Here is an 18,145-nt window from a genome sequence, read left to right as displayed (position 1 = left end):
GCCCCTCCGCCTCGGATCGGGACGGGCCGGACAGCCCTTAGGCTCGGAACCGACGCGATCACCGATCCGGAGGTTTCGACGTGACCGACTCCAAGAGGCCACCGCTTCCCCACGACTTCCTGCCCCCGGTGCCGTCGTTCACCCTGGTGAGCGACGATGTGGCGCCCGGAGCCGAGTTGGGCGGGGAACAGACGCTGGAGGGCGGCAGTGTCTCGCCGCAGTTGCGGTGGTCCGGTTTCCCGCCGGAGACCAAGAGCTTCGCGGTGACCTGCTACGACCCGGACGCCCCCACCGGCAGCGGCTTCTGGCACTGGTCGCTCTTCGACATACCGGCGACCGTCACGGAACTGCCGCGGGGCGCGGGCAGCGGAGACTTCGCGGGGCTGCCGGAGGGGGCCGTGCACGTGCGGAACGACTACGGCAAGCGGGAGTTCGGCGGTGCGGCGCCGCCGCCCGGGGACCCGGCGCACCGCTACGTCTTCACGGTGTACGCCGTGGACACCGGGAAGCTGGGGCCGGACGCGGACGCCACTCCTGCCGTGGTCGGCTTCAACCTGCGGTTCCACACGCTCGCGCGGGCGCACATCGTGAGCGAGTACGCCGTTCCGGCACCGGGCTGACGGCGTCCCGGTGCCGGGGGATCCCTCCCGTCCGCCGTCCGACCGTCCTTGCCGTCCGACCGTCCGCCGTGCGGTTCCGGCCGGTGCGGCAGGGCGCCTCTTCCGCCCCGTCCACCCTCGGGTGGGCGGGGCGGAGTGCTGTCCGCGGGGCGCGTCCGGGTGTCCGTTCACTCCCGGGCCGTGCCCCGTTTCCCGTATCCGTGCGGGAAATTGCGTTGTCGCGGCGGGTGGGCGCGGTCAGAGTTGATCCCGGTCCGCCGCCATGGGCGGGGAATGAGCGGAAGGTGGGCGGGATGCGCGAGACGCTGGTACTCAACGCGAGCTTCGAGCCGCTGTCGACGGTGTCGCTGCGGCGTGCGGTGGTGCTGGTTCTGCAGGACAAGGCCGTCGTCGAACAGGCTCACCCCGGTCTGCGCGTCAGGGCCGCGGCCGTCGAGGTGCCGGTGCCGCAGGTGATCAGGCTCAGCCGGTACGTCCGGGTGCCGTTCCGACAACGGGCGCCCTGGTCCCGGCGGGGGGTGCTGGTACGGGACCGGCACCGGTGCGCGTACTGCGGCCGGCGGGCGACGACCGTGGACCACGTCGTGCCGCGGTCGCGCGGGGGCGGGGACACCTGGCTGAACACCGTCGCGGCCTGCGCCGAGGACAACCACCGCAAGGCGAACCGGACTCCGGAGCAGGCGGGGATGCGGCTGCTCAGCAAGCCGTTCGAGCCCACACCGGCGGACGCGCTGCTGCTGGCGGTCGGCGGGCGGGGCGGGGGCTGGGACGCGCTTCCGGAGTGGCTGCCGCAGCCCGCCTGAGCGGTGGCAGGCTCCCGGGCCGGCCGCCGCGCCGGCGGTTGCGCCGGTCCGGGAGCCTGCCCGTCAACGGCCTGCCGTACCCGGGGCCGCCGCCGCCCGCCGCGCCGCCGTTCAGCGGAGCAGCAGCAGGGCGATGGCGGCCGTTCCCACCGCGACGATGACTCCGCGGAGGACGGCGGGCGGCAGACGGCGGCCGACTTTGGCGCCGATCTGCCCGCCGAGAGCGGAGCCGACGGCGATGAGCAGGACCGCGAGCCAGTCGAACTCCGCGACGAACAGGAAGACGAGCGCGGCGACGCCGTTGACGACGACCGCGAGGGCGTTCTTGACGGCGTTGATCCGCTGGAGGTCCTCGCTGAGCAGCAGTCCCATCAGTGAGAGGTAGATGACGCCCTGGGCGGCGCCGAAGTAGCCGCCGTACACGCTGGACAGCAGGATGCCGAGGAGCAGCAGCAGGCCGCCGTCCCGGTGGGCGTCGCTGCCGGTCCGCTCACGGCGGCGCTGGATCGCGCGTCCGAGCCGCGGCTGCAGGACCACGAGGACCAGGGCCAGGGCGATGAGGACGGGCACGATCGCGTTGAAGGCCCGGGACGGCAGGGAGAGCAGCAGAAGGGCTCCGGTGAGGCCGCCGACGAGCGCCGCGGCGCCGAGGCGGACGGTACGCCGCCCCTGCCCGGCGAGTTCGCGGCGGTAGCCGATGGCGCCGCTGACGGAGCCGGGGACCAGGCCGAGGTTGTTGGAGACGTTGGCGGTGATCGGCGGCAGGCCGGTGGCGAGCAGTACCGGGAAGGTGATGAGGGTTCCGGAGCCGACGATGGTGTTGATCGTCCCGGCTCCGATGCCCGCGGCGAGGACCGCGACCGCTTCCCAGATGTCCACGCCGTGCCTCTCCGTGATCGGTGCCTGCTGCACCGATCATGCCGGAGCGGCCGCCGGATCAGTCGAGCGGGGGCTGCTCGCGGCGCGGGCGGGCGGGACGACGTTCTCCCGGGGGCGCCGTTGCCGGCCGCGGGGGCCGCCGGGGCGCCGCCGAAGTTGCCGAGGGCACCGCCGAGGCCCTTGAGCGCCTCCCCGATCTCGCTGGGCACGATCCAGAGCTTGTTGGCGTCGCCCTCGGCGATCTTCGGGAGCATCTGGAGGTACTGGTAGGAGAGGAGCTTCTGGTCGGCGTCGCCGGCGTGGATGGACTCGAAGACGGTGCGGATGGCCTGGGCCTCGCCCTCGGCCCTCAGCGCGGCGGCCTTGGCCTCGCCCTCGGCGCGGAGGATGGCGGACTGCTTCTCGCCCTCGGCGCGGAGGATTTCGGACTGCCGGACACCTTCGGCCTGGAGGATGGCGGCGCGCTTGTCGCGGTCGGCGCGCATCTGCTTCTCCATCGAGTCCTGGATGGAGGTGGGCGGTTCGATGGCCTTGAGCTCGACGCGGTTGACGCGGATGCCCCACTTGCCGGTGGCCTCGTCGAGCACGCCGCGGAGCGCCGCGTTGATCTCCTCGCGGGAGGTGAGGGTGCGCTCCAGGTCCATGCCGCCGATGATGTTGCGGAGGGTGGTGACGGTGAGCTGCTCGATCGCCTGGATGTAGCTCGCGACTTCGTAGGTCGCGGCGCGGGCGTCGGTGACCTGGTAGTAGATGACAGTGTCGATGTTGACGACCAGGTTGTCCTGGGTGATCACCGGCTGCGGCGGGAACGGCACGACCTGCTCGCGGAGGTCGATGCGGTTGCGGATCGAGTCGATGAACGGGACGACGATGTTGAGCCCGGCGTTGAGGGTGCGGGTGTAGCGGCCGAAGCGCTCCACGATGGCGGCGCTGGCCTGCGGGATGACCTGCACCGTCTTCATGAGGGCGATGAAGACGAGCACCACCAGGATGATCAGGACGATGATGATCGGTTCCATGGATGCTCTCCGTACCCCTTCGGTCGCTTGATCATCAGTCTGTCAGAGAACAGGCTGTCCCGGGGGGCCTTCGGCCACACGCGGGCGTCAGGTGTCCCCGAAGTACGCCGGAGCGCGTCAGATGACGACGGCCGTCGCGCCGTCGATCTCCACGACGTCCACCTGCTGTCCCTTTTCGTAGACCTGGTCGGCGTCGAGCGTGCGCGCGGACCAGACCTCGCCCGCGAGCTTGATGCGTCCGCCCTGGCTGTCGACCCGCTCCAGCACCAGCGCCTGACGCCCCGTCAGGGCATCGATGCCGGTGGCCGCCAGGGGCGTCCGGGCCCGGCTGCGGGCCGCGAGGGGGCGCACGACCGCTGTCAGCGCGACCGAGACGATGACGAAGACGAGGACCTGCGCCACGATGCCGCCACCGAAGAATGCCTGGGTGACAGCCGCGGCGACGGCTCCGACGGAGAACATCCCGAACTCGGGCATCGCCGTCATGACGAGGGGAATGCCCAACCCTACGGCTGCGATCAGCCACCACACCCATGGTTCCACGGAACCCATGGTAGGCGCGGTGGTGCGCCCGGGGGAACAGCGCCCGGTCAACTATCGGGACAACTCTCAGGTGAGCGGCAGCCCTTGGGCGGTCCAGCGGTCGCCGCTGCGCTCGACGACGAGCGGCAGCCCGAAGCAGTGCGAGAGGTTGCGGGAGGTCAGTTCGAGCTCGATGGGACCGGCGGCGAGCACCTTGCCCTGACGGATCATCAGGACGTGGGTGAACCCGGGGGCGATCTCCTCGACATGGTGGGTCACCATGATCATGGAGGGGGCGTACGGGTCGCGGGCGAGGCGCCCGAGGCGGCGTACGAGGTCCTCGCGGCCGCCGAGGTCCAGACCGGCGGCGGGCTCGTCCAGCAGCAGCAGTTCGGGGTCCGTCATCATCGCGCGGGCGATCAGGGTCCGCTTGCGCTCTCCCTCGGAGAGGGTGCCGAACTTGCGGTCGAGGTAGTCGGTCATGCCGAGGCGGTCGAGGAACGCGAGGGCGCGCTCCTCGTCGACCTTCTCGTAGCTCTCCTGCCAGTGGGCGGTCATGCCGTAGGCGGCGGTGAGCACCGTCTGGAGGACGGTCTGGCCGGGCGGCAGCTTGTCGGCCAGGGCGACGCCGGCGATGCCGATCCGGGGGCGCAGCTCGAAGACGTCGACGTTGCCGAGCTTCTCGCCGAGGATCTGGGCGGTGCCGGTGGTCGGAAAGAGGTAGCTGGAGGCGATGTTGAGCAGCGTGGTCTTGCCGGCGCCGTTGGGGCCGAGGATCACCCAGCGCTCGCCCTCGGCGACCGACCAGGAGACCTGGTCCACCAGAGCCCGCCCCTCGCGGACCACTGATACGTCCACCAGCTCCAGTACATCGCTCATGAGCGCGTCGTCTCCCCTTGCAGTGTCGGAACATCTCGTGCGCCGGTGGGCGCAGCCGCTCTCAGCAAACCTACGCCACGCGATGTCGGCACCTGTCCTTAGGCTGGTCCCATGCTCACGGAACCGCGATCAGGGCGGCTGGCCGCCTGGGGAAACGCCCTTCTTGCCGGATTGGTCCCACCGGATGACGCGGTGCAGCGGATCGTCGGGGACGACGCGCTGCACCGGGTGGAGGGGCTGCCGGGCGAGTCCGGGCCGGTGGGGCTCTCGCTCGCCCTGGGCAGGCTGCGCGGCCTCGGTGCGGCCGGTTTCCGGGTGGCGCTGCCCGTGCCGGGTCATCCGCTGGGGCTGAGCGGGCCGCCGGAGTTCAACACGCGGGCGCTGGCCTCCGAGGAGGCGGTGCTGGTGCCGGGGGCCGCGCTGGGACTGGTCCCGGAGGTCTCCGAGGCGGGGCCGGAGGGCGATGTGCACGTCGAGGTGGTGTGGCACTGCCTGCCGGTGCGGGAGGCGCCACCGGCGGACGTGCCCTCGCTCGGTGAGGCGGAGCGGGAGCTGGCGGAGGCCCTGCGGGACGCGACGGAGCTGCTGTCCCGGCTGGATCTGGCCGGGGCCGGCCCCGCGGCGCAGGCGGCGCTGGAGGCGTACCGGGCGCGGGCCGAACGGGACCGGGAGGTGCTCGCGCCCGGCTATCCGCCGCGCGCGGCGCGGGTGCTGGAGCTGGCGCAGCGGGTGGGCGCCCTGGTGGCGATCGCCCGTGGGCCGGGCGCGGCGGGCGGCGGAGGGGCGGTGGCTGCGCGGGCGCCGAGCACGGGCGGCGGTCAGCGCCTCGCAGATGGCGGTGCGGGAGGAGGCGCTGCGGCCGGTGGAGCGTACGGCCCGGCGGGCGCAGGTCGCCGCGTACAACTCCTGTGTGGAGGAGCGCGAGCGCGGCTGAGGCGGGCGCGGCGCTCGGGCGGTGCAGGGCCCGCCGGGTGGCGTGGGTCGGGGCCGGGGGTCCGCGCGAGGCACTGCGGCGGCGGGCGTGCAAAGGCTCCGCGGACCGTCGCTAGGTCCGCGGAGCCCGGGCCGCCCGGCGGTGGTGCCGCAGTCGTCGCTCGTGCGATGCCGGCCACGCCGGCTGCCGCCGTGGTGCCGGGTGCCCCGGTGGTGCTTGTCACCGGGGTGCCGGTCACCGGTGCCGTCAGACGTTGTACTCCTCGTCCGACAGAAGGCGGGTCTCCCCCTCGCCCTCGGAGCCGATTCCGCTGTCCAGGCCGAGGCCCTCGGCGTCACCGCTGAGACGGGCGGGGCCGGCCTCGGCACCGAGGCCGCTCTCGTCACCCCGGAGCACGGTGGGGCCGGCTTCCGCGCCCAGGCCGCTCTCGTCACCGCGGAGGCCGACGACTCCGCCGTCGAGGCCGCCGCCCGCGGACCGGGGGGTGGCGGCGAGGAGGGTGGCGTCCGAGCCGCCGGCGTCACCGCAGCTGTTGCCGGCGGCGGGGTTGAAGAGGCCCGCGACATTGGCGGTGGTGCCGCAGACGTTGACCGGCACCTCCACCGGCGCCTGGACGAGGTTGCCGGAGCCGATGCCCCACGAACCGGTGGCCTGGCCGGCCGCTCCGGTGTCCGCGAACGCGGCACCCGGGGCAGCACCGATCGCGGCTCCCGCGGCGGCGATGACGAGGGCGGCCTTCTTGGCAGTCTTCATGTAGAGCTTCCTTCTCCTGATGCCATTCGGGACCCCTGACAGCGGGGTCACCCGAATGAACGCGGGGGTACGCCCGTATGGCACGGATACCGGGCCGGATGAATCCGAACGGAGCAACGCTCCGCCCACGGGCCGGTGCCCTCGTACCGCCGCGGTGCCGGCCGCCGCCGTCCCCCGGTCAGGCCGTGAGGCCGTGGCGGACCGCCCAGAGTGCGGCCTGGGTGCGGTCCGACACGTCGAGCTTCATCAGGATGTTGGACACATGCGTCTTGACCGTCTTCTCGGAAAGCACCAGCGCGCGGGCGATCTCCCGGTTGGACCGGCCGTCGGCCAGCAGCCCCAGGACGTCCCGCTCACGGTCGGTGAGCACGCCCGCGCGGCCCTGGCCGGCCCGGTCGCCCTCCTGGGCGAGCAGGGCCCCGGCCACCTCGGACTGCAGGACGGTGTGACCGGCGTGCACCGAGCGGATGGCGCAGGCGAGCGCGTCGGGGTCGACGTCCTTGTAGACGTAGCCGGAGGCGCCGGCGCGCAGGGCCGGGACGACGGTGCGCTGCTCGGTGAAGCTGGTGACGACGAGCACCCGGGCGGGGTTCTCCAGCTCACGGAGCTTGCGCAGCGCCTCGATGCCGTCGGTGCCGGGCATCCTGACGTCCATGAGGACGATGTCGGGGCGGAGCTCCTCGGCGCGGGCCACACCCTCGTCGCCGTCGGACGCCTCGCCGACGACCTCGATGTCGTCCTGGACCTCCAGGAAGGTCCGCAGGCCGCGCCGCACGACCTGGTGGTCGTCGACCAGCAGGACGCGGACGGTGGTTCTCTCAGGCGCCACCGGGGACCTCCATCTCGATCACGGTGCCCTTGCCGGGCGCCGACTCCACGGTCAGGCCGCCGCCCACGCCGTTCGCCCGGTCCCGCATGGAGACCAGGCCCAGATGGCGTCCGGCGCGGCGGACGGCGGTCGGGTCGAAGCCGGTGCCGTCGTCGGCTACGCGCAGCAGGGCGCCCTGGCCGTGCCGGTCGAGGGAGATGTCGACGCGGGTGGGGCCGGCGTGCCGGAGCGCGTTGTGCAGGGCTTCCTGCGCCACCCGGAGCAGGGCTTCCTCCTGGGCCGCGGGCAGGGCCCGCACTCCGGAGGAGCGGAAGACGACGCGCGCGCTGTGGGCGCGGTCGAGGACCCGGGCCTGGGTGCGGAGGGTGGCGACGAGCCCGTCCTCGTCGAGGGCCGCAGGGCGCAGTTCGACGACGGCGGCGCGGAGTTCCTCGGCGGCCTCGGCGGCGAGGGCGGCGACCTGCTGGAGCTCCTCCCGCGCGCGGTCGGGGTCGCGGTGGAGGAGCGCGGCGGCGGCCTGTGCGGTGAGGCGCAGCGAGAACAGCTTCTGCGAGACGGCGTCGTGCAGTTCGTGGGCGAGCCGGGCGCGCTCGCCGGCGATGGTCAGCTCGCGGCTGCGCTCGTAGAGGCGGGCGTTGGTGAGAGCTATGGCGGCGTGCTGGGCGAGGATCGACAGCAGGGCCTCGTCCTCGGCGGTGAAGCCGCAGGCACGCTCCGTGCGGGGCAGTGAGCAGCGCTTGTTGGCGAGGAAGATGGCGCCGAGGACCTCGTCGCCGTCGGCCACCGGGAGGCCGAGGAAGTCGGACATGTCGGGGTGGGCCTCCGGCCAGCCCTCGAAGCGGGGATCGGCGCGGACGTCGGCGAGCCGCTGTGGGGTGGCGTCCCGGAGCATCGCGGCGAGGATGCCGTGCTGGCGGGGCAGCGGACCGATGGCCTTCCACTGTTCGTCGCTGACGCCCGCGACGACGAACTGGGCGAAGCCTCCGTGGTCGTCGGGGACGCCGAGGGCGGCGTACTCGGCGTCGAGGAGGTCGCGCGCGGAGACGACGATCGTCTTGAGGACGTCGCGCACTTCGAGGTGGCGGCTCATGGCGAGCAGGGCCTCGCTCACCGCGGCGAGTCCCGACGGGGGGACGGGGCCGGTGGTCATGGCCACACGGTAACCGGCGGGGGCCCGGTCCGTATCCGGCCGGGGACGGCAGCGGTCTGCGGCTTCGGGACCGGGACCCGGGAACGACCCCGCCCCGGGCGCGGTGCGCGGGCCGCTACTCCCGGTGGCCCTCCCCGGTCGTGGCCCGGGTGCCGATGACGTCGAGGAGCCGGAGCCGGCCGGCGGCGTCGCTGCCTCGGCGGCCGCATTGACGGAGTCCTCGTCGGTCACGTCCGGCCGGACGAAGCGGGCGCCGAGCCGCGTGACCGCCGCACTGCCCCGGCCGGCGTCGCGCGCCCCGAGGTACACGGGTGTGCCCGGCCCCGGCCAGGCGACGGGCCGTCTCGAAGCGGAGGCCCGGCGGCGCGAAGGGGCCGGGGCAGAGCCCTGAATCCGGTGACCGTCCGCAGAAACGCCCTCACGCGGAGTGGAGGGCTGACCGGCCCGCTGTGAGGCGGGGCATAGGGCCCAGGTCACGTACGAAGACGCTTAGGAGTTGCCGCGCGGGTGCTGATCGGCACCCCGGCTCGCGGGGCCCGGACGCCGGGCCCGGTTTTTTACGAATCGGGATAGTAGATCACACCTTTGCCATGCCCGATTTGCGCCGCTAAGAATGGTTTACGTCGCAAGGCACCGCGGATCCGAGCGGTGCACTTCGCCGGAGCGGCGAGTGGCTCTCACCCCTGAGGAGAGCGTCTCGCACCGCCGTTTCCGACCAGCCCGCGCCAGCGGCCCAGCGATTGGATTGGTTCCTCACTATGCGCGTCCCCACCTTCTCCGGTAACAGCACCCGACTCGCCAAGCCCCACAAGATCTCGGCAGCCGGCCTGGCCGCGGTGAGCGTCGCCTCCCTGGCCTTCGCGGCCGCCCCCGGCTCCGCTTCGGGTGCCGACAAGGCCGAGACCGCCCGCACCCTCCCGGCGGCCTACTCCGCCCAGGCGGACACCGGCCAGGACGAGAAGAAGACCGGTTCGCTGTTCGCCGCGGCCGGGACCGAGGACAAGGGCACCGACCGTGCCGCGAACGCTCTCCTGAAGACGGTGGAGCCCCTGGCCGACAAGGGCGACTCCAAGAAGGACACCCCCAGGACCGAGGCCGTGAAGAACGCCGAGGCCAAGGCCGAGGCGGAGCGTGCCGCCGAGCAGGCCGCCAGCCGTTCGGCCGAGCGCGCGGCCCCCGCTCCGGCCGCCAAGCCGGCCACCCCGGCCCCGCAGAAGTACGCGGACAACCTCGACGGCTGGATCCGTGAGGCCATGGCCATCATGGACAAGAACGGCATACCCGGCAGCTACGAGGGCATCCACCGCAACATCATGCGGGAGTCCAGTGGTAACCCGCAGGCCATCAACACCTGGGACATCAACGCCAAGAACGGCATCCCGTCCAAGGGCCTGCTCCAGGTGATCCAGCCCACCTTCGATGCCTACCACGTCGAGGGCACGGCGAACGACCTGTACGACCCGGTGGCCAACATCGTCGCGGCCTGCAACTACGCCGCCGACCGGTACGGCTCCATGGACAACGTCGACTCGGCCTACTGACCGGCACCGCGCAGGTCACCATCCGGCCGTGACGGCAGAGGGCGGCGGTACCCCCGCGGGGGTACCGCCGCCCTGTCGTGTGCGCGGGCGCGGTTCCGTACCCCCGCGCTTCCGCTTGCGCTCCTACTTGCGCATGACCTCCGGCTCGTGGCGGCGCAGCAGGCGTGCGACGGCGAAGCCGCAGATCACGCCGAGGGCCACCAGGACGCCCATGTCCAGCAGCCAGGTGCTCAGCTCGTGCTCCCACAGGGGATCGGGGTTGCCCGGTTCCCAGGGCAGCAGCACGTTGAGTTCGGCCGTGGAGCCGGCGGCGGAGACCGCCCAGCGGGAGGGCATGAGCCAGGCCAGCTGCTCGGCGCCGAGCTTGTCGTTCAGCTGGAAGAGGCAGCCGGTGAAGACGACCTGGACGATGGCGAACATGACCAGCAGCGGCATGGTCTTCTCGGCCGTCTTCACCAGGGAGGAGATGACCAGCCCGAACATCATGGAGGTGAAGCCCAGCGCCATGATCGGCAGCGCCAGCTCGACGGCGGGCAGCCCTTCCAGGAGGACGCCCTCCTCCGGGAGGTCCCGCGGGGCGAAACCGATGCCGCAGATGATGGCGCCCTGGAGCGCGGTGATGGCGCCCAGCACGATCACCTTGGACATGAGATAGGCCGAACGGGAGAGGCCGGTGGCCCGTTCCCGTTCGTAGATGACCCGTTCCTTGATCAGTTCTCGTACGGAGTTGGCCGCGCCGGCGAAGCAGGCGCCGACGGCGAGGATCAGCAGGATGACGCTGCCGTCCCGGTTGGAGAACGGCGGGCCGCCATCGGCCGGGCCCCGCGCGAGCCCGTAGTCGGCCGGGATGAGGACGCTGACCACACCGAGCACGGCGGGCAGGATCAGCATGAGGCCCAGGAAGCCGTGGTCGGAGGCGATCACCGACACATAGCGCCGGATCAGCGTCCACAGCTGGGAGCCCCAGCTCTGCTGCTTGGGCGGACGCATCTGCCGCGGCTGGACGGACGCGGCCTGCGGCGCGACGGCGTCGAGGTCGGCCGCGTACATCTGGTAGTGCCGGGAGCCGCGCCAGCGGCCCGACCAGTCGTAGTCGCGGTAGTTCTCGAAGGCCGAGAAGACATCGGCCCAGGACCCGTAGCCGAAGAAGTTCAGCGCCTCGTCCGGCGGGCCGAAGTACGCCACCGAGCCGCCCGGTGCCATCACCAGCAGCTTGTCGCAGAGCGCCAGCTCCGCCACGGAGTGGGTGACGACGAGGACCGTGCGGCCGTCGTCCGCGAGGCCGCGCAGCAGCTGCATGACGTCGCGGTCCATGCCCGGGTCGAGGCCGGAGGTCGGCTCGTCCAGGAAGATCAGTGACGGCTTGGTCAGCAGCTCCAGGGCGACGGAGACGCGCTTGCGCTGGCCACCGGAGAGGGAGGTGACCTTCTTCTCCTTGTGGATGTCCAGCTTGAGCTCGCGGAGGACCTCGTCGATCCGGGCCTCGCGCTCGGCCTCCGCCGTGTCGCCGGGGAAGCGGAGCTTGGCCGCGTACTTGAGGGCGGTGCGGACGGTCAGCTCCTTGTGCAGGATGTCGTCCTGCGGGACCAGACCGATGCGCTGGCGCAGCTCGGCGAAGTGCTTGTAGAGGTTCCGGTTGTCGTAGAGCACCTCGCCCCGGTCGGCCGGGCGGTAGCCGGTCAGCGCGCGCAGCAGCGTGGACTTGCCGGAGCCGGACGGGCCGATCACCGCGATCAGCGACTTCTCCGGGGCGCCGAAGGAGACGTCCTTGAGGATCTGCTTGCCGCCGTCGACCGTGACGGTGAGGTGGCGGGCGGAGAAGGAGATCTCGCCGGTGTCGACGAACTCCTCCAGCCGGTCGCCGACCAGCCGGAAGGTGGAGTGGCCGACGCCGACGATGTCGTGCGGGCCGATGGTCTGCTGCCGGACCGGCTGGCCGTTGACGTAGGTGCCGTTGTGGCTGCCGAGGTCGACGATCTCGAAGCGGCCGTCCGGCGTGGAGCGGAACTCCGCGTGGTGCCGGGAGACCTGGAGGTCGGAGACGACCAGGTCGTTCTCCAGCGCACGGCCGATCCGCATCACCCGGCCGAGGGCCAGCCGGTGCAGCCCGGTGGGCTGCTGGCCGTCGTACGGCTGGGTCCCGCCGGCCGGCGGCTGCTGCGGGCCGCCCTGGGGCGGCACCCGTGGCGCGTATCCCTGCGGGGGCGGCGCCTGCTGCGGTGGCGGCGCCTGGCCGGGCGGCCCGGCCTGCCCCTGAGGCTGCTGTGGCACCGGTGCTTGCCGCGGCACCGACGGCTGTGGCGCGGGCGCCTGCGGTGCCGCCGTCGCGGCGGGTGCGCTGCGCGCCGGGGCCGCCGCGGACACCGTCAGCACCGGCCCGTCCGTCGCGTTGCCCAGATGCACGGCGGCACCGGGGGCCATCCGCTCCTGCTGGACCCGCCGGCCCCCCGCGTAGGTGCCGTTGGTGCTTCCGAGGTCCTCGATGACCCAGCTGTGCCCGTCCCAGCGGACGGTGGCGTGACGCCAGGAGACTCTGGCGTCCTCCAGCACCATGTCGCCCTTCGGGTCACGTCCGAGGCTGTAGGACCGGGACGGGTCGAGCGTCCAGGTCCTTCCGTTCAATTCCAGTACGAGTTCCGGCACTCCAAGCCCCACTGATTTTCCCCCGAGTTACCCCCTGCAGAGGGAGTCTAGGGATGGCGGACATCGGGGGAACTATTTCAGGCAGACGCCTCCACCCCCAACCCGGCTGTGGCAAGCGGACACGCCGGAGAGGTGGCGCATCGGGCCGGAACACGCCGGAGGGGGACAAGCACGTCCGATGGCCCACCGGTCATGAAGAATCACCGCACGTCACTGTTTCTCCGCCGTCTCTCGTCTTCTCGGGCGGCTGTCCATCGGGGCTGCTCATGCGCGTAGAGGGGAATCGGAGCCTCCGCCCGGCGGACGCGCTCCTCACCGCCGTCGCCGCCGTGGGCTGGGCGTTCGTCGCGATGACGGGGACCGCCGCCCTCGCCCTGCATCTCCTGGAGGCCGACGCGGTGGGGTCCCTCGGGCCGATGACCGCGGCGGCCGTGGTCCTCGCGGTGAACGGCCGGGTCGTCCCGGCCGGGGACGTCGGCGTCTTCGGCCTGGAGGGCGGACGGGCCGCCGCCTCCGTCGACATCACGCCACTGGGCGTGGCCCTGGTCGGCGCCCTGGTGCTCGCCGCGGTCTTCCTCCGCTCGCTGCGGGGGCGGGCGGGGTGATCGGGGCGGGTGAACTCGCGGTCCGGGCCGGGGCGGTGGTGGCGCTCTTCCTCGCGGTGGTCGGCGGGCTCTCCTGGGCCGGGCACGACACCGTGACCTTCGACGGCGCCGAGCTCGGCGGCCTGGCCGGGGACCTGCCGGAGTCCGCGCTGCCGGACTCGGGACTGCCGGAGGGCATCGCGGAGCTGCTGCCCGAGGGGCTCGGGGATCTCGGCGGCGGTCTCGCCGCCCGGCTGGCGGACCTGGTCCGCGCCGAGGCCTCGGTCGGTTTCCGGGTGGACACCGGCCCCTCGCTGCTCGGCGGGGCGCTCTGGGTCGCCGGAGTGCTGGTGATCGCCCTGCTGGCCTCCCGCCGCACGCCGCTGCCGCCCGGCTGGGAGGTGCTGCACCGGGTGGTGCGCCCGGCCGTCTCCGCTCTCTGCGCCGCCCTGCTGCTCGCCGTCGGCGCGGGCCTGGCCGCGGCGGTGTGGGCGGCCGCCGGGGACGAGCACCCGGCCCGGATCGCCGGTACGGCCCTGCTCGTCGGGCCCAACGGCGCCTGGACCGGGATGCTGCTCGGCCTCTTCGTGCCCTGGACCGGCTGGGCGAGCGGGGCACTGGTGCGGCTGCTCCCGGCTCCGCTGGACCGGCTGCTGACGGCCTCGGAGGAGACGATCACCGTCGGCCGGCTGGCCGAGCTGGACGGCCGGGCGTGGCTGCTGGTCCCGGCCGCCGTCCTCGCCCTGCTCTGCGCGGGGGCGCTCACGGCCGTCCGCACACCGCGGGACGCGACCGGGACGAGAGGAGCCCGGACGGGCGCACCGGCGGCAGCGGGTACGCGCGGGGTCGGCACCTCCGCCGGCGGCCGCCCCGCGGCGCCGGGCACCTCCGGTTCCGCCGCCCCCCGGCCCGTCCCCGGCGGGGAGGGCACCGTGGGAACGGCGGCCTTCGCCGTCCGCTGCGCGGTGCCGCTCGCCGTGGCCACCGGGCTCGGGCTGCCGCTGCTCACCTGGCTCACGGGGGTCTCGGCGAACGCGAGCCTGTCGGTCTTCGGTTTCGACGCCTTCGGGGCCGGGCTGGAGCTGCGCGGCAGTGCCGGGCTCGCGCTGCTGCTCGGGGCCGCCTGGGGCGCGGCGGCCGGTGCCGCGGGCGCGCTCCTGGCCGGAGCGGCGGGGGTGGCCGGGCGACGGGCCTACGCCCCGGGCACGGCACCGCATCCGCGCTCCGGCGGGGCGTACGCGTACGGAGCCTACGACCGCGGGCGGCCGGTACCGGCCCGGGAACGGCCCCTCCGGTACCGGCCCGGACGCGCACCGCGAACCGCCGCCCCTCCCCGTACCCACCGGCCGCGCACTGACGCGGGCGGGCCGCCGGGGACGGGCCGGGCCCGGCCGTTCCACCGCCCGCCGGGTCCCCGAACGGCTGAACCGCGCGGCCTCTCCGTATGGCCGGCCGGGCCGCACCGCAGCGGCCTGCCGCCCAGCCCCGATCGGACCCCGCCCCGACCGCTCCGACCGCTCCGATCAGGGAAGATCCCTCCGTCCGGGGGCCGGCGGCGGCGCTCTCCGGGCGGCGCGGGCGCGGGGCGCCCGGCCCGGCGCGGGCACCCCCGTTCCGTAGTGCGGGACGGCCGCGCGCTCCGTCACGGATGCCCGATACGGTGGAATCACCATGAGCGCATCGCAGATCCCGCCTGCCACCGCCGTTCCGGGCGATGACACCCCCACCCTCCTCATCAAGATCTTCGGGAAGGACCGCCCGGGCATCACCGCCGGGCTGTTCGACACCCTCGCCGCCTACTCCCTCGACGTGGTCGACATCGAGCAGGTGGTCACCCGAGGCCGGATCACTCTGTGTGCGCTGGTCACGGCCCCGCCGCAGACCGGGCGCCACGGAAGCGCCGAGGGTGAGCTGCGTGCCACCGTCCACAGCTGGGCGGAGTCCCTGCACCTCCAGGCGGAGATCATCTCCGGCCGCGGCGACAACCGGCCCCGCGGCACCGGGCGCTCGATCGTCACCGTGCTGGGCCACCCGCTGACCGCGGAGTCCACCGCCGCCATAGCGGCGGCCATCACCGGCACCGGCGGGAACATCGACCGCATCTTCCGGCTCGCGAAGTACCCGGTGACGGCCGTGGAGTTCGCGGTCTCCGGCGCCGAGACCTCACCGCTGCGCACCGCCCTGGCGACGCAGGCCGCGCTGCTGGGCGTGGACATCGCCGTGGTCGCGGCCGGGCTGCACCGCCGGGCCCAGCGGCTGGTGGTGATGGATGTGGATTCCACCCTCATCCAGGACGAGGTCATCGAGCTGTTCGCGGCGCACGCGGGCTGCGAGGATCAGGTCGCCGAGGTGACGGCCGCGGCGATGCGCGGCGAACTGGACTTCGAGCAGTCGCTGCACGCCCGGGTGGAGCTGCTCGCCGGGCTGGACGAATCCGTGGTGGACAAGGTGCGCTCGGAGGTCCGGCTCACGCCCGGCGCCCGCACCCTCATCCGTACGCTGAAACGTCTCGGCTACCAGGTCGGTGTCGTCTCCGGCGGCTTCACCCAGGTCACCGACGATCTTCAGGAGCGACTGGGGCTCGACTTCGCCTCCGCCAACACCCTGGAAGTCGTGGACGGCAAGCTGACCGGCCGGGTGACCGGCGAGATCGTCGACCGGGCGGGCAAGGCGCGGCTGCTGCGCCGTTTCGCCGCCGAGGCCGGGGTGCCGCTGGCGCAGACCGTCGCGATCGGCGACGGCGCCAACGACCTCGACATGCTCAACGCGGCCGGGCTGGGGGTGGCGTTCAACGCCAAGCCGCTCGTGCGCGAGGCGGCCCACACGGCGGTCAATGTGCCGTTTCTGGACACCGTGCTCTATCTGCTGGGCATCACGCGGGAAGAGGTCGAGGCGGCGGACACGCAGGCGGACGAGGGCTGAGGGCCGGCGGTCCGCCGGTCCTGTGGGACGGGACCGGGCCACGGCCCGGTGGCCGTACGTCCGTACGCGCGGCGGGTGCGGGCCGGTACGGGCCGGGCGCCCCGGCGGTCGGGGGACCGCCGCCCGCCGGGGCTGCTTCGGCCGGACCGCCGACCCGGGCGTTGACCCGATCGGGTGAGTGCGGGATGTGCGCCGTCTGGTTAACGTTACCCGGGGGCGGCCGACGTCCCTGCGGGCCACGGGAGTTGCGCACCGTCCGCCGGGCAGCGCGCCGGGTGGAGGGGTTCACCGCGGGCACCACGGGCCGGCGACAGCGGGGGGAAGCGGCATGGGCGCCGACGAGCGAAGGCGCCGTGCCCGCACCGGCGCGGCGCGCATATGCGGCCGGCCGGCTCCCGCGCCGTCGACCGGCGAGTTTGTCACTGCTGGCAGCGAAGGGAAGCTGGACTGATGGCTGATGAGCAGGAGAAGGCCGAGCTGTACGCGCTCGACATCTCGGGAGTCGAGTGGCTCAGTGCCCCGGGGAGTGAGTCGGAGGAGCGGGTCGAGATCGCGTATCTGCCCGGCGGTGCCGTGGCGATGCGGTCCTCGGCCGACCCCGACACCGTCCTCCGGTACACCGAGGGCGAGTGGCGGGCCTTCGTTCTCGGGGCCCGGGACGGGGAGTTCGACATCCGCTGAGCCGCGCGCCGTCCGCCCCGCGGGCGCCTCCGGGCAGTGCTTCGCCCCGTCGGCCGGCCGGTCGGCGGGGCGAAGTGGCGGGGGGCGCGCAGCGGCGGCCGGCGGTGCCGTACCGGCGAGGCGGCGGACGGGGCGGCGGTCTCCGCCCCCGCGACCGTCCCGTGGCCGTGTGCCGCGCCGTGCCCTGTCCGGCCTCAGTCGTGCGGTGTCCAGTACTGGAGCAGCCGGCCCACCCCGTGCTCCACGGCCTTCCAGGCTCCGGTGAGGCCGACGACGGCCACCGCGCCGGTCGGGTAGCCGCCCCGGTTCATCCGGGCCAGGGTGTCGCCCTCGGCGGAGCCGGCGAGGGCGTCGGCCAGGGCGTGCATGCCGGGGTTGTGGCCGACGACGAGCAGGTCCCGCACCTCGTCGGGGGTCTCCCGGAGCAGGGCGAGGAGGTCGCCGAGCGTGGCCTCGTAGAGCCGGTCCTCGTAGACGGTCCGCGGGCGGTGCGGCAGTTCGTGGACGACGAGTTTCCAGGTTTCGCGGGTGCGGACGGAGGTCGAGCAGAGGGTCAGATCGGGGTTGATGCCCGAAGCGGCGATCCAGCGGCCCACGACCGGTGCCTCCTTGCGCCCGCGCTCGGCGAGCGGCCGGTCGTGGTCGGCCACCTCGGGCCAGTCGGCCTTCGCGTGCCGGACGAGGACGATCCTGCGGGAATCCGGGGTTCCGGGAGTGCTCTCCCGGGAGGGTTCAGCGACGCTCATGACACCCAGCTTCGCACGAAAACCGCTGTACGGCCCCGGTTGTTGGGGCTCTCACGGCAGCCCCGGGCCCGGCCGGAGCGGGTGGTGGCCCACGGCTCAGCGGTCCCCCCGGAAGAGGGTGTTCCGCAGCAGCTCCAGCAACTGCTCCAGGCCGGAGGGCGCGCCGGCCGCAGCGTGCGCGTCCTGCGCGCCGGTGATCAGCGTCAGCAGAACGGCGAAGGCCACGGCCGGGAGGACGACGGCCCACCACGGGAGCCGCGTCTGCGCGGCACGGGCCGCCGGGTGGGGCGAATGCGTACCGGCCGACATGGGACCGCCTCCGTGCGGGTTCGGGGGTGACGCGGCCGCCTGCCACGGCCGCGTCCACCGCTGCTTCGCGGTGTACTGACGAACCTACGGATCCGGACGGCCGGTTCCCATCCGGTGATCCACCCAGTCGACCCTGACCCTGACCCCCTAGGGTGGGGCCGCCCCACCACCGGGGTGGGGCGGGTGCACCGGGCCGGGGCGTCAGGGGCGAGGATGGTGGCGATCACGGAGATGAGGATGCCGATGGCGAGCATCGCGCCGAGCACGCCGAGCAGCTTCTTCTGGCCGTTCTGGGGATTCGGGTCGAGGACTGGCATGCGTCCAGTCTCCC

At 73.5% G+C, this 18,145-nt stretch carries 16 protein-coding genes and 3 pseudogenes; 8 read left to right on the top strand and 11 right to left on the bottom strand.

The window, feature by feature from the left end:
- The first annotated feature begins 80 nt into the window (after nt 1–80).
- Together E4N63_RS25965 and E4N63_RS25960 are read left to right on the top strand one after the other, a co-directional pair.
- Complete coding sequence (locus E4N63_RS25965) at nt 81–620, top strand: YbhB/YbcL family Raf kinase inhibitor-like protein (protein WP_125626907.1); 540 nt, start codon at nt 81–83, stop codon at nt 618–620.
- Between the two features lie 293 nt (nt 621–913).
- Complete coding sequence (locus E4N63_RS25960) at nt 914–1,423, top strand: HNH endonuclease (protein ID WP_043469946.1); 510 nt, start codon at nt 914–916, stop codon at nt 1,421–1,423.
- Nucleotides 1,424–1,534: 111 nt separating this feature from the next.
- Here E4N63_RS25960 and E4N63_RS25955 read toward each other — a convergent pair whose 3' ends face one another.
- The 4 genes and pseudogenes from E4N63_RS25955 to E4N63_RS25940 all read right to left on the bottom strand — a co-directional run bounded on the left by E4N63_RS25955 (nt 1,535) and on the right by E4N63_RS25940 (nt 4,722).
- A complete protein-coding gene (locus E4N63_RS25955; RefSeq protein WP_125626909.1) occupies nt 1,535–2,302 on the bottom strand; it encodes a sulfite exporter TauE/SafE family protein in 768 nt (255 codons plus the stop codon).
- 58 nt (nt 2,303–2,360) lie between these two features.
- Nucleotides 2,361–3,321, bottom strand: a pseudogene (locus E4N63_RS25950) (SPFH domain-containing protein).
- Between the two features lie 117 nt (nt 3,322–3,438).
- Nucleotides 3,439–3,873: an NfeD family protein gene (locus E4N63_RS25945; RefSeq protein WP_125625924.1), complete on the bottom strand. Its 435-nt coding sequence runs from the start codon at nt 3,871–3,873 to the stop codon at nt 3,439–3,441.
- 57 nt (nt 3,874–3,930) lie between these two features.
- A complete protein-coding gene (locus E4N63_RS25940; RefSeq protein WP_019708994.1) occupies nt 3,931–4,722 on the bottom strand; it encodes an ABC transporter ATP-binding protein in 792 nt (263 codons plus the stop codon).
- A 111-nt stretch (nt 4,723–4,833) separates the two neighbouring features.
- Between E4N63_RS25940 and E4N63_RS25935 the strand changes: the two are divergent.
- Nucleotides 4,834–5,656 (top strand): annotated as a pseudogene (locus E4N63_RS25935) (hypothetical protein).
- Between the two features lie 246 nt (nt 5,657–5,902).
- On the opposite strand, the gene E4N63_RS31295 reads toward E4N63_RS25935, so the two are convergent.
- From E4N63_RS31295 to E4N63_RS25920, 3 genes are all read right to left on the bottom strand, one after another.
- Nucleotides 5,903–6,409: a chaplin gene (locus E4N63_RS31295; RefSeq protein ID WP_230241818.1), complete on the bottom strand. Its 507-nt coding sequence runs from the start codon at nt 6,407–6,409 to the stop codon at nt 5,903–5,905.
- Between the two features lie 178 nt (nt 6,410–6,587).
- On the bottom strand, nt 6,588–7,238 hold the full coding sequence (locus E4N63_RS25925) for a response regulator transcription factor (protein WP_043469959.1): 651 nt from the start codon (nt 7,236–7,238) through the stop codon (nt 6,588–6,590).
- Nucleotides 7,228–8,388: a GAF domain-containing sensor histidine kinase gene (locus E4N63_RS25920; protein ID WP_230241817.1), complete on the bottom strand. Its 1,161-nt coding sequence runs from the start codon at nt 8,386–8,388 to the stop codon at nt 7,228–7,230. Before E4N63_RS25920 ends, E4N63_RS25925 begins: the two co-directional genes overlap by 11 nt.
- Before the next feature lie 758 nt (nt 8,389–9,146).
- Here E4N63_RS25920 and E4N63_RS25915 point away from each other — a divergent pair.
- On the top strand, nt 9,147–9,929 hold the full coding sequence (locus tag E4N63_RS25915) for a transglycosylase SLT domain-containing protein (RefSeq protein ID WP_125625929.1): 783 nt from the start codon (nt 9,147–9,149) through the stop codon (nt 9,927–9,929).
- Between the two features lie 123 nt (nt 9,930–10,052).
- Here E4N63_RS25915 and E4N63_RS25910 read toward each other — a convergent pair whose 3' ends face one another.
- On the bottom strand, nt 10,053–12,572 hold the full coding sequence (locus E4N63_RS25910; RefSeq protein ID WP_230241816.1) for an FHA domain-containing protein: 2,520 nt from the start codon (nt 12,570–12,572) through the stop codon (nt 10,053–10,055).
- A gap of 266 nt (nt 12,573–12,838) precedes the next feature.
- Here E4N63_RS25910 and E4N63_RS31290 point away from each other — a divergent pair, with 266 nt between their 5' ends.
- The 4 genes from E4N63_RS31290 to E4N63_RS25895 all read left to right on the top strand — a co-directional run bounded on the left by E4N63_RS31290 (nt 12,839) and on the right by E4N63_RS25895 (nt 16,759).
- Nucleotides 12,839–13,177: a streptophobe family protein gene (locus E4N63_RS31290; RefSeq protein WP_308188747.1), complete on the top strand. Its 339-nt coding sequence runs from the start codon at nt 12,839–12,841 to the stop codon at nt 13,175–13,177.
- Nucleotides 13,174–14,874 (top strand): streptophobe family protein, encoded by a 1,701-nt coding sequence (locus E4N63_RS25905; RefSeq protein ID WP_308188746.1) that lies wholly within the window; start codon nt 13,174–13,176, stop codon nt 14,872–14,874. Before E4N63_RS31290 ends, E4N63_RS25905 begins: the two co-directional genes overlap by 4 nt.
- Nucleotides 14,828–16,078: a phosphoserine phosphatase SerB gene (serB, locus tag E4N63_RS25900; RefSeq protein ID WP_125626977.1), complete on the top strand. Its 1,251-nt coding sequence runs from the start codon at nt 14,828–14,830 to the stop codon at nt 16,076–16,078. Before E4N63_RS25905 ends, serB begins: the two co-directional genes overlap by 47 nt.
- 450 nt (nt 16,079–16,528) lie before the next feature.
- Nucleotides 16,529–16,759, top strand: a complete 231-nt coding sequence (locus E4N63_RS25895) for a DUF397 domain-containing protein (RefSeq protein ID WP_019710519.1) — start codon at nt 16,529–16,531, stop codon at nt 16,757–16,759.
- 194 nt (nt 16,760–16,953) lie between these two features.
- On the opposite strand, the gene E4N63_RS25890 is transcribed toward E4N63_RS25895, so the two are convergent.
- The 3 genes and pseudogenes from E4N63_RS25890 to E4N63_RS30800 form a co-directional block, all read right to left on the bottom strand.
- Nucleotides 16,954–17,505 (bottom strand): histidine phosphatase family protein, encoded by a 552-nt coding sequence (locus tag E4N63_RS25890; RefSeq protein WP_230241815.1) that lies wholly within the window; start codon nt 17,503–17,505, stop codon nt 16,954–16,956.
- A 96-nt stretch (nt 17,506–17,601) separates the two neighbouring features.
- Nucleotides 17,602–17,814 (bottom strand): hypothetical protein, encoded by a 213-nt coding sequence (locus tag E4N63_RS25885; protein WP_019707982.1) that lies wholly within the window; start codon nt 17,812–17,814, stop codon nt 17,602–17,604.
- Nucleotides 17,815–18,017: 203 nt separating this feature from the next.
- Nucleotides 18,018–18,131: pseudogene (locus E4N63_RS30800) on the bottom strand (SGM_5486 family transporter-associated protein); the annotation flags it as partial.
- Nucleotides 18,132–18,145 lie beyond the last annotated feature (14 nt).

The organism is Streptomyces sp. MNU89, from assembly GCF_020982505.1.
Classification (GTDB): Bacteria; Actinomycetota; Actinomycetes; order Streptomycetales; family Streptomycetaceae; genus Streptomyces; species Streptomyces xinghaiensis.
Note: the sequence above shows the minus strand (reverse complement) of the source record. Positions and strands in the feature narration are given on the sequence as shown.

Excerpts from the sequence above, each read along its gene's own strand:
- E4N63_RS25960 (WP_043469946.1), top strand. The coding sequence starts at position 914 with ATGCGCGAGACGCTGGTACTCAACGCGAGCTTCGAGCCGCTGTCGACG.
- E4N63_RS25945 (WP_125625924.1), bottom strand. The coding sequence starts at position 3,873 with ATGGGTTCCGTGGAACCATGGGTGTGGTGGCTGATCGCAGCCGTAGGG.
- E4N63_RS25940 (WP_019708994.1), bottom strand. The coding sequence starts at position 4,722 with ATGAGCGATGTACTGGAGCTGGTGGACGTATCAGTGGTCCGCGAGGGG.
- E4N63_RS31295 (WP_230241818.1), bottom strand. The coding sequence starts at position 6,409 with ATGAAGACTGCCAAGAAGGCCGCCCTCGTCATCGCCGCCGCGGGAGCC.
- E4N63_RS25920 (WP_230241817.1), bottom strand. The coding sequence starts at position 8,388 with ATGACCACCGGCCCCGTCCCCCCGTCGGGACTCGCCGCGGTGAGCGAG.
- E4N63_RS25915 (WP_125625929.1), top strand. The coding sequence starts at position 9,147 with ATGCGCGTCCCCACCTTCTCCGGTAACAGCACCCGACTCGCCAAGCCC.
- E4N63_RS31290 (WP_308188747.1), top strand. The coding sequence starts at position 12,839 with ATGCGCGTAGAGGGGAATCGGAGCCTCCGCCCGGCGGACGCGCTCCTC.
- serB (WP_125626977.1), top strand. The coding sequence starts at position 14,828 with ATGAGCGCATCGCAGATCCCGCCTGCCACCGCCGTTCCGGGCGATGAC.
- E4N63_RS25895 (WP_019710519.1), top strand. The coding sequence starts at position 16,529 with ATGGCTGATGAGCAGGAGAAGGCCGAGCTGTACGCGCTCGACATCTCG.
- E4N63_RS25890 (WP_230241815.1), bottom strand. The coding sequence starts at position 17,505 with ATGAGCGTCGCTGAACCCTCCCGGGAGAGCACTCCCGGAACCCCGGAT.
- E4N63_RS25885 (WP_019707982.1), bottom strand. The coding sequence starts at position 17,814 with ATGTCGGCCGGTACGCATTCGCCCCACCCGGCGGCCCGTGCCGCGCAG.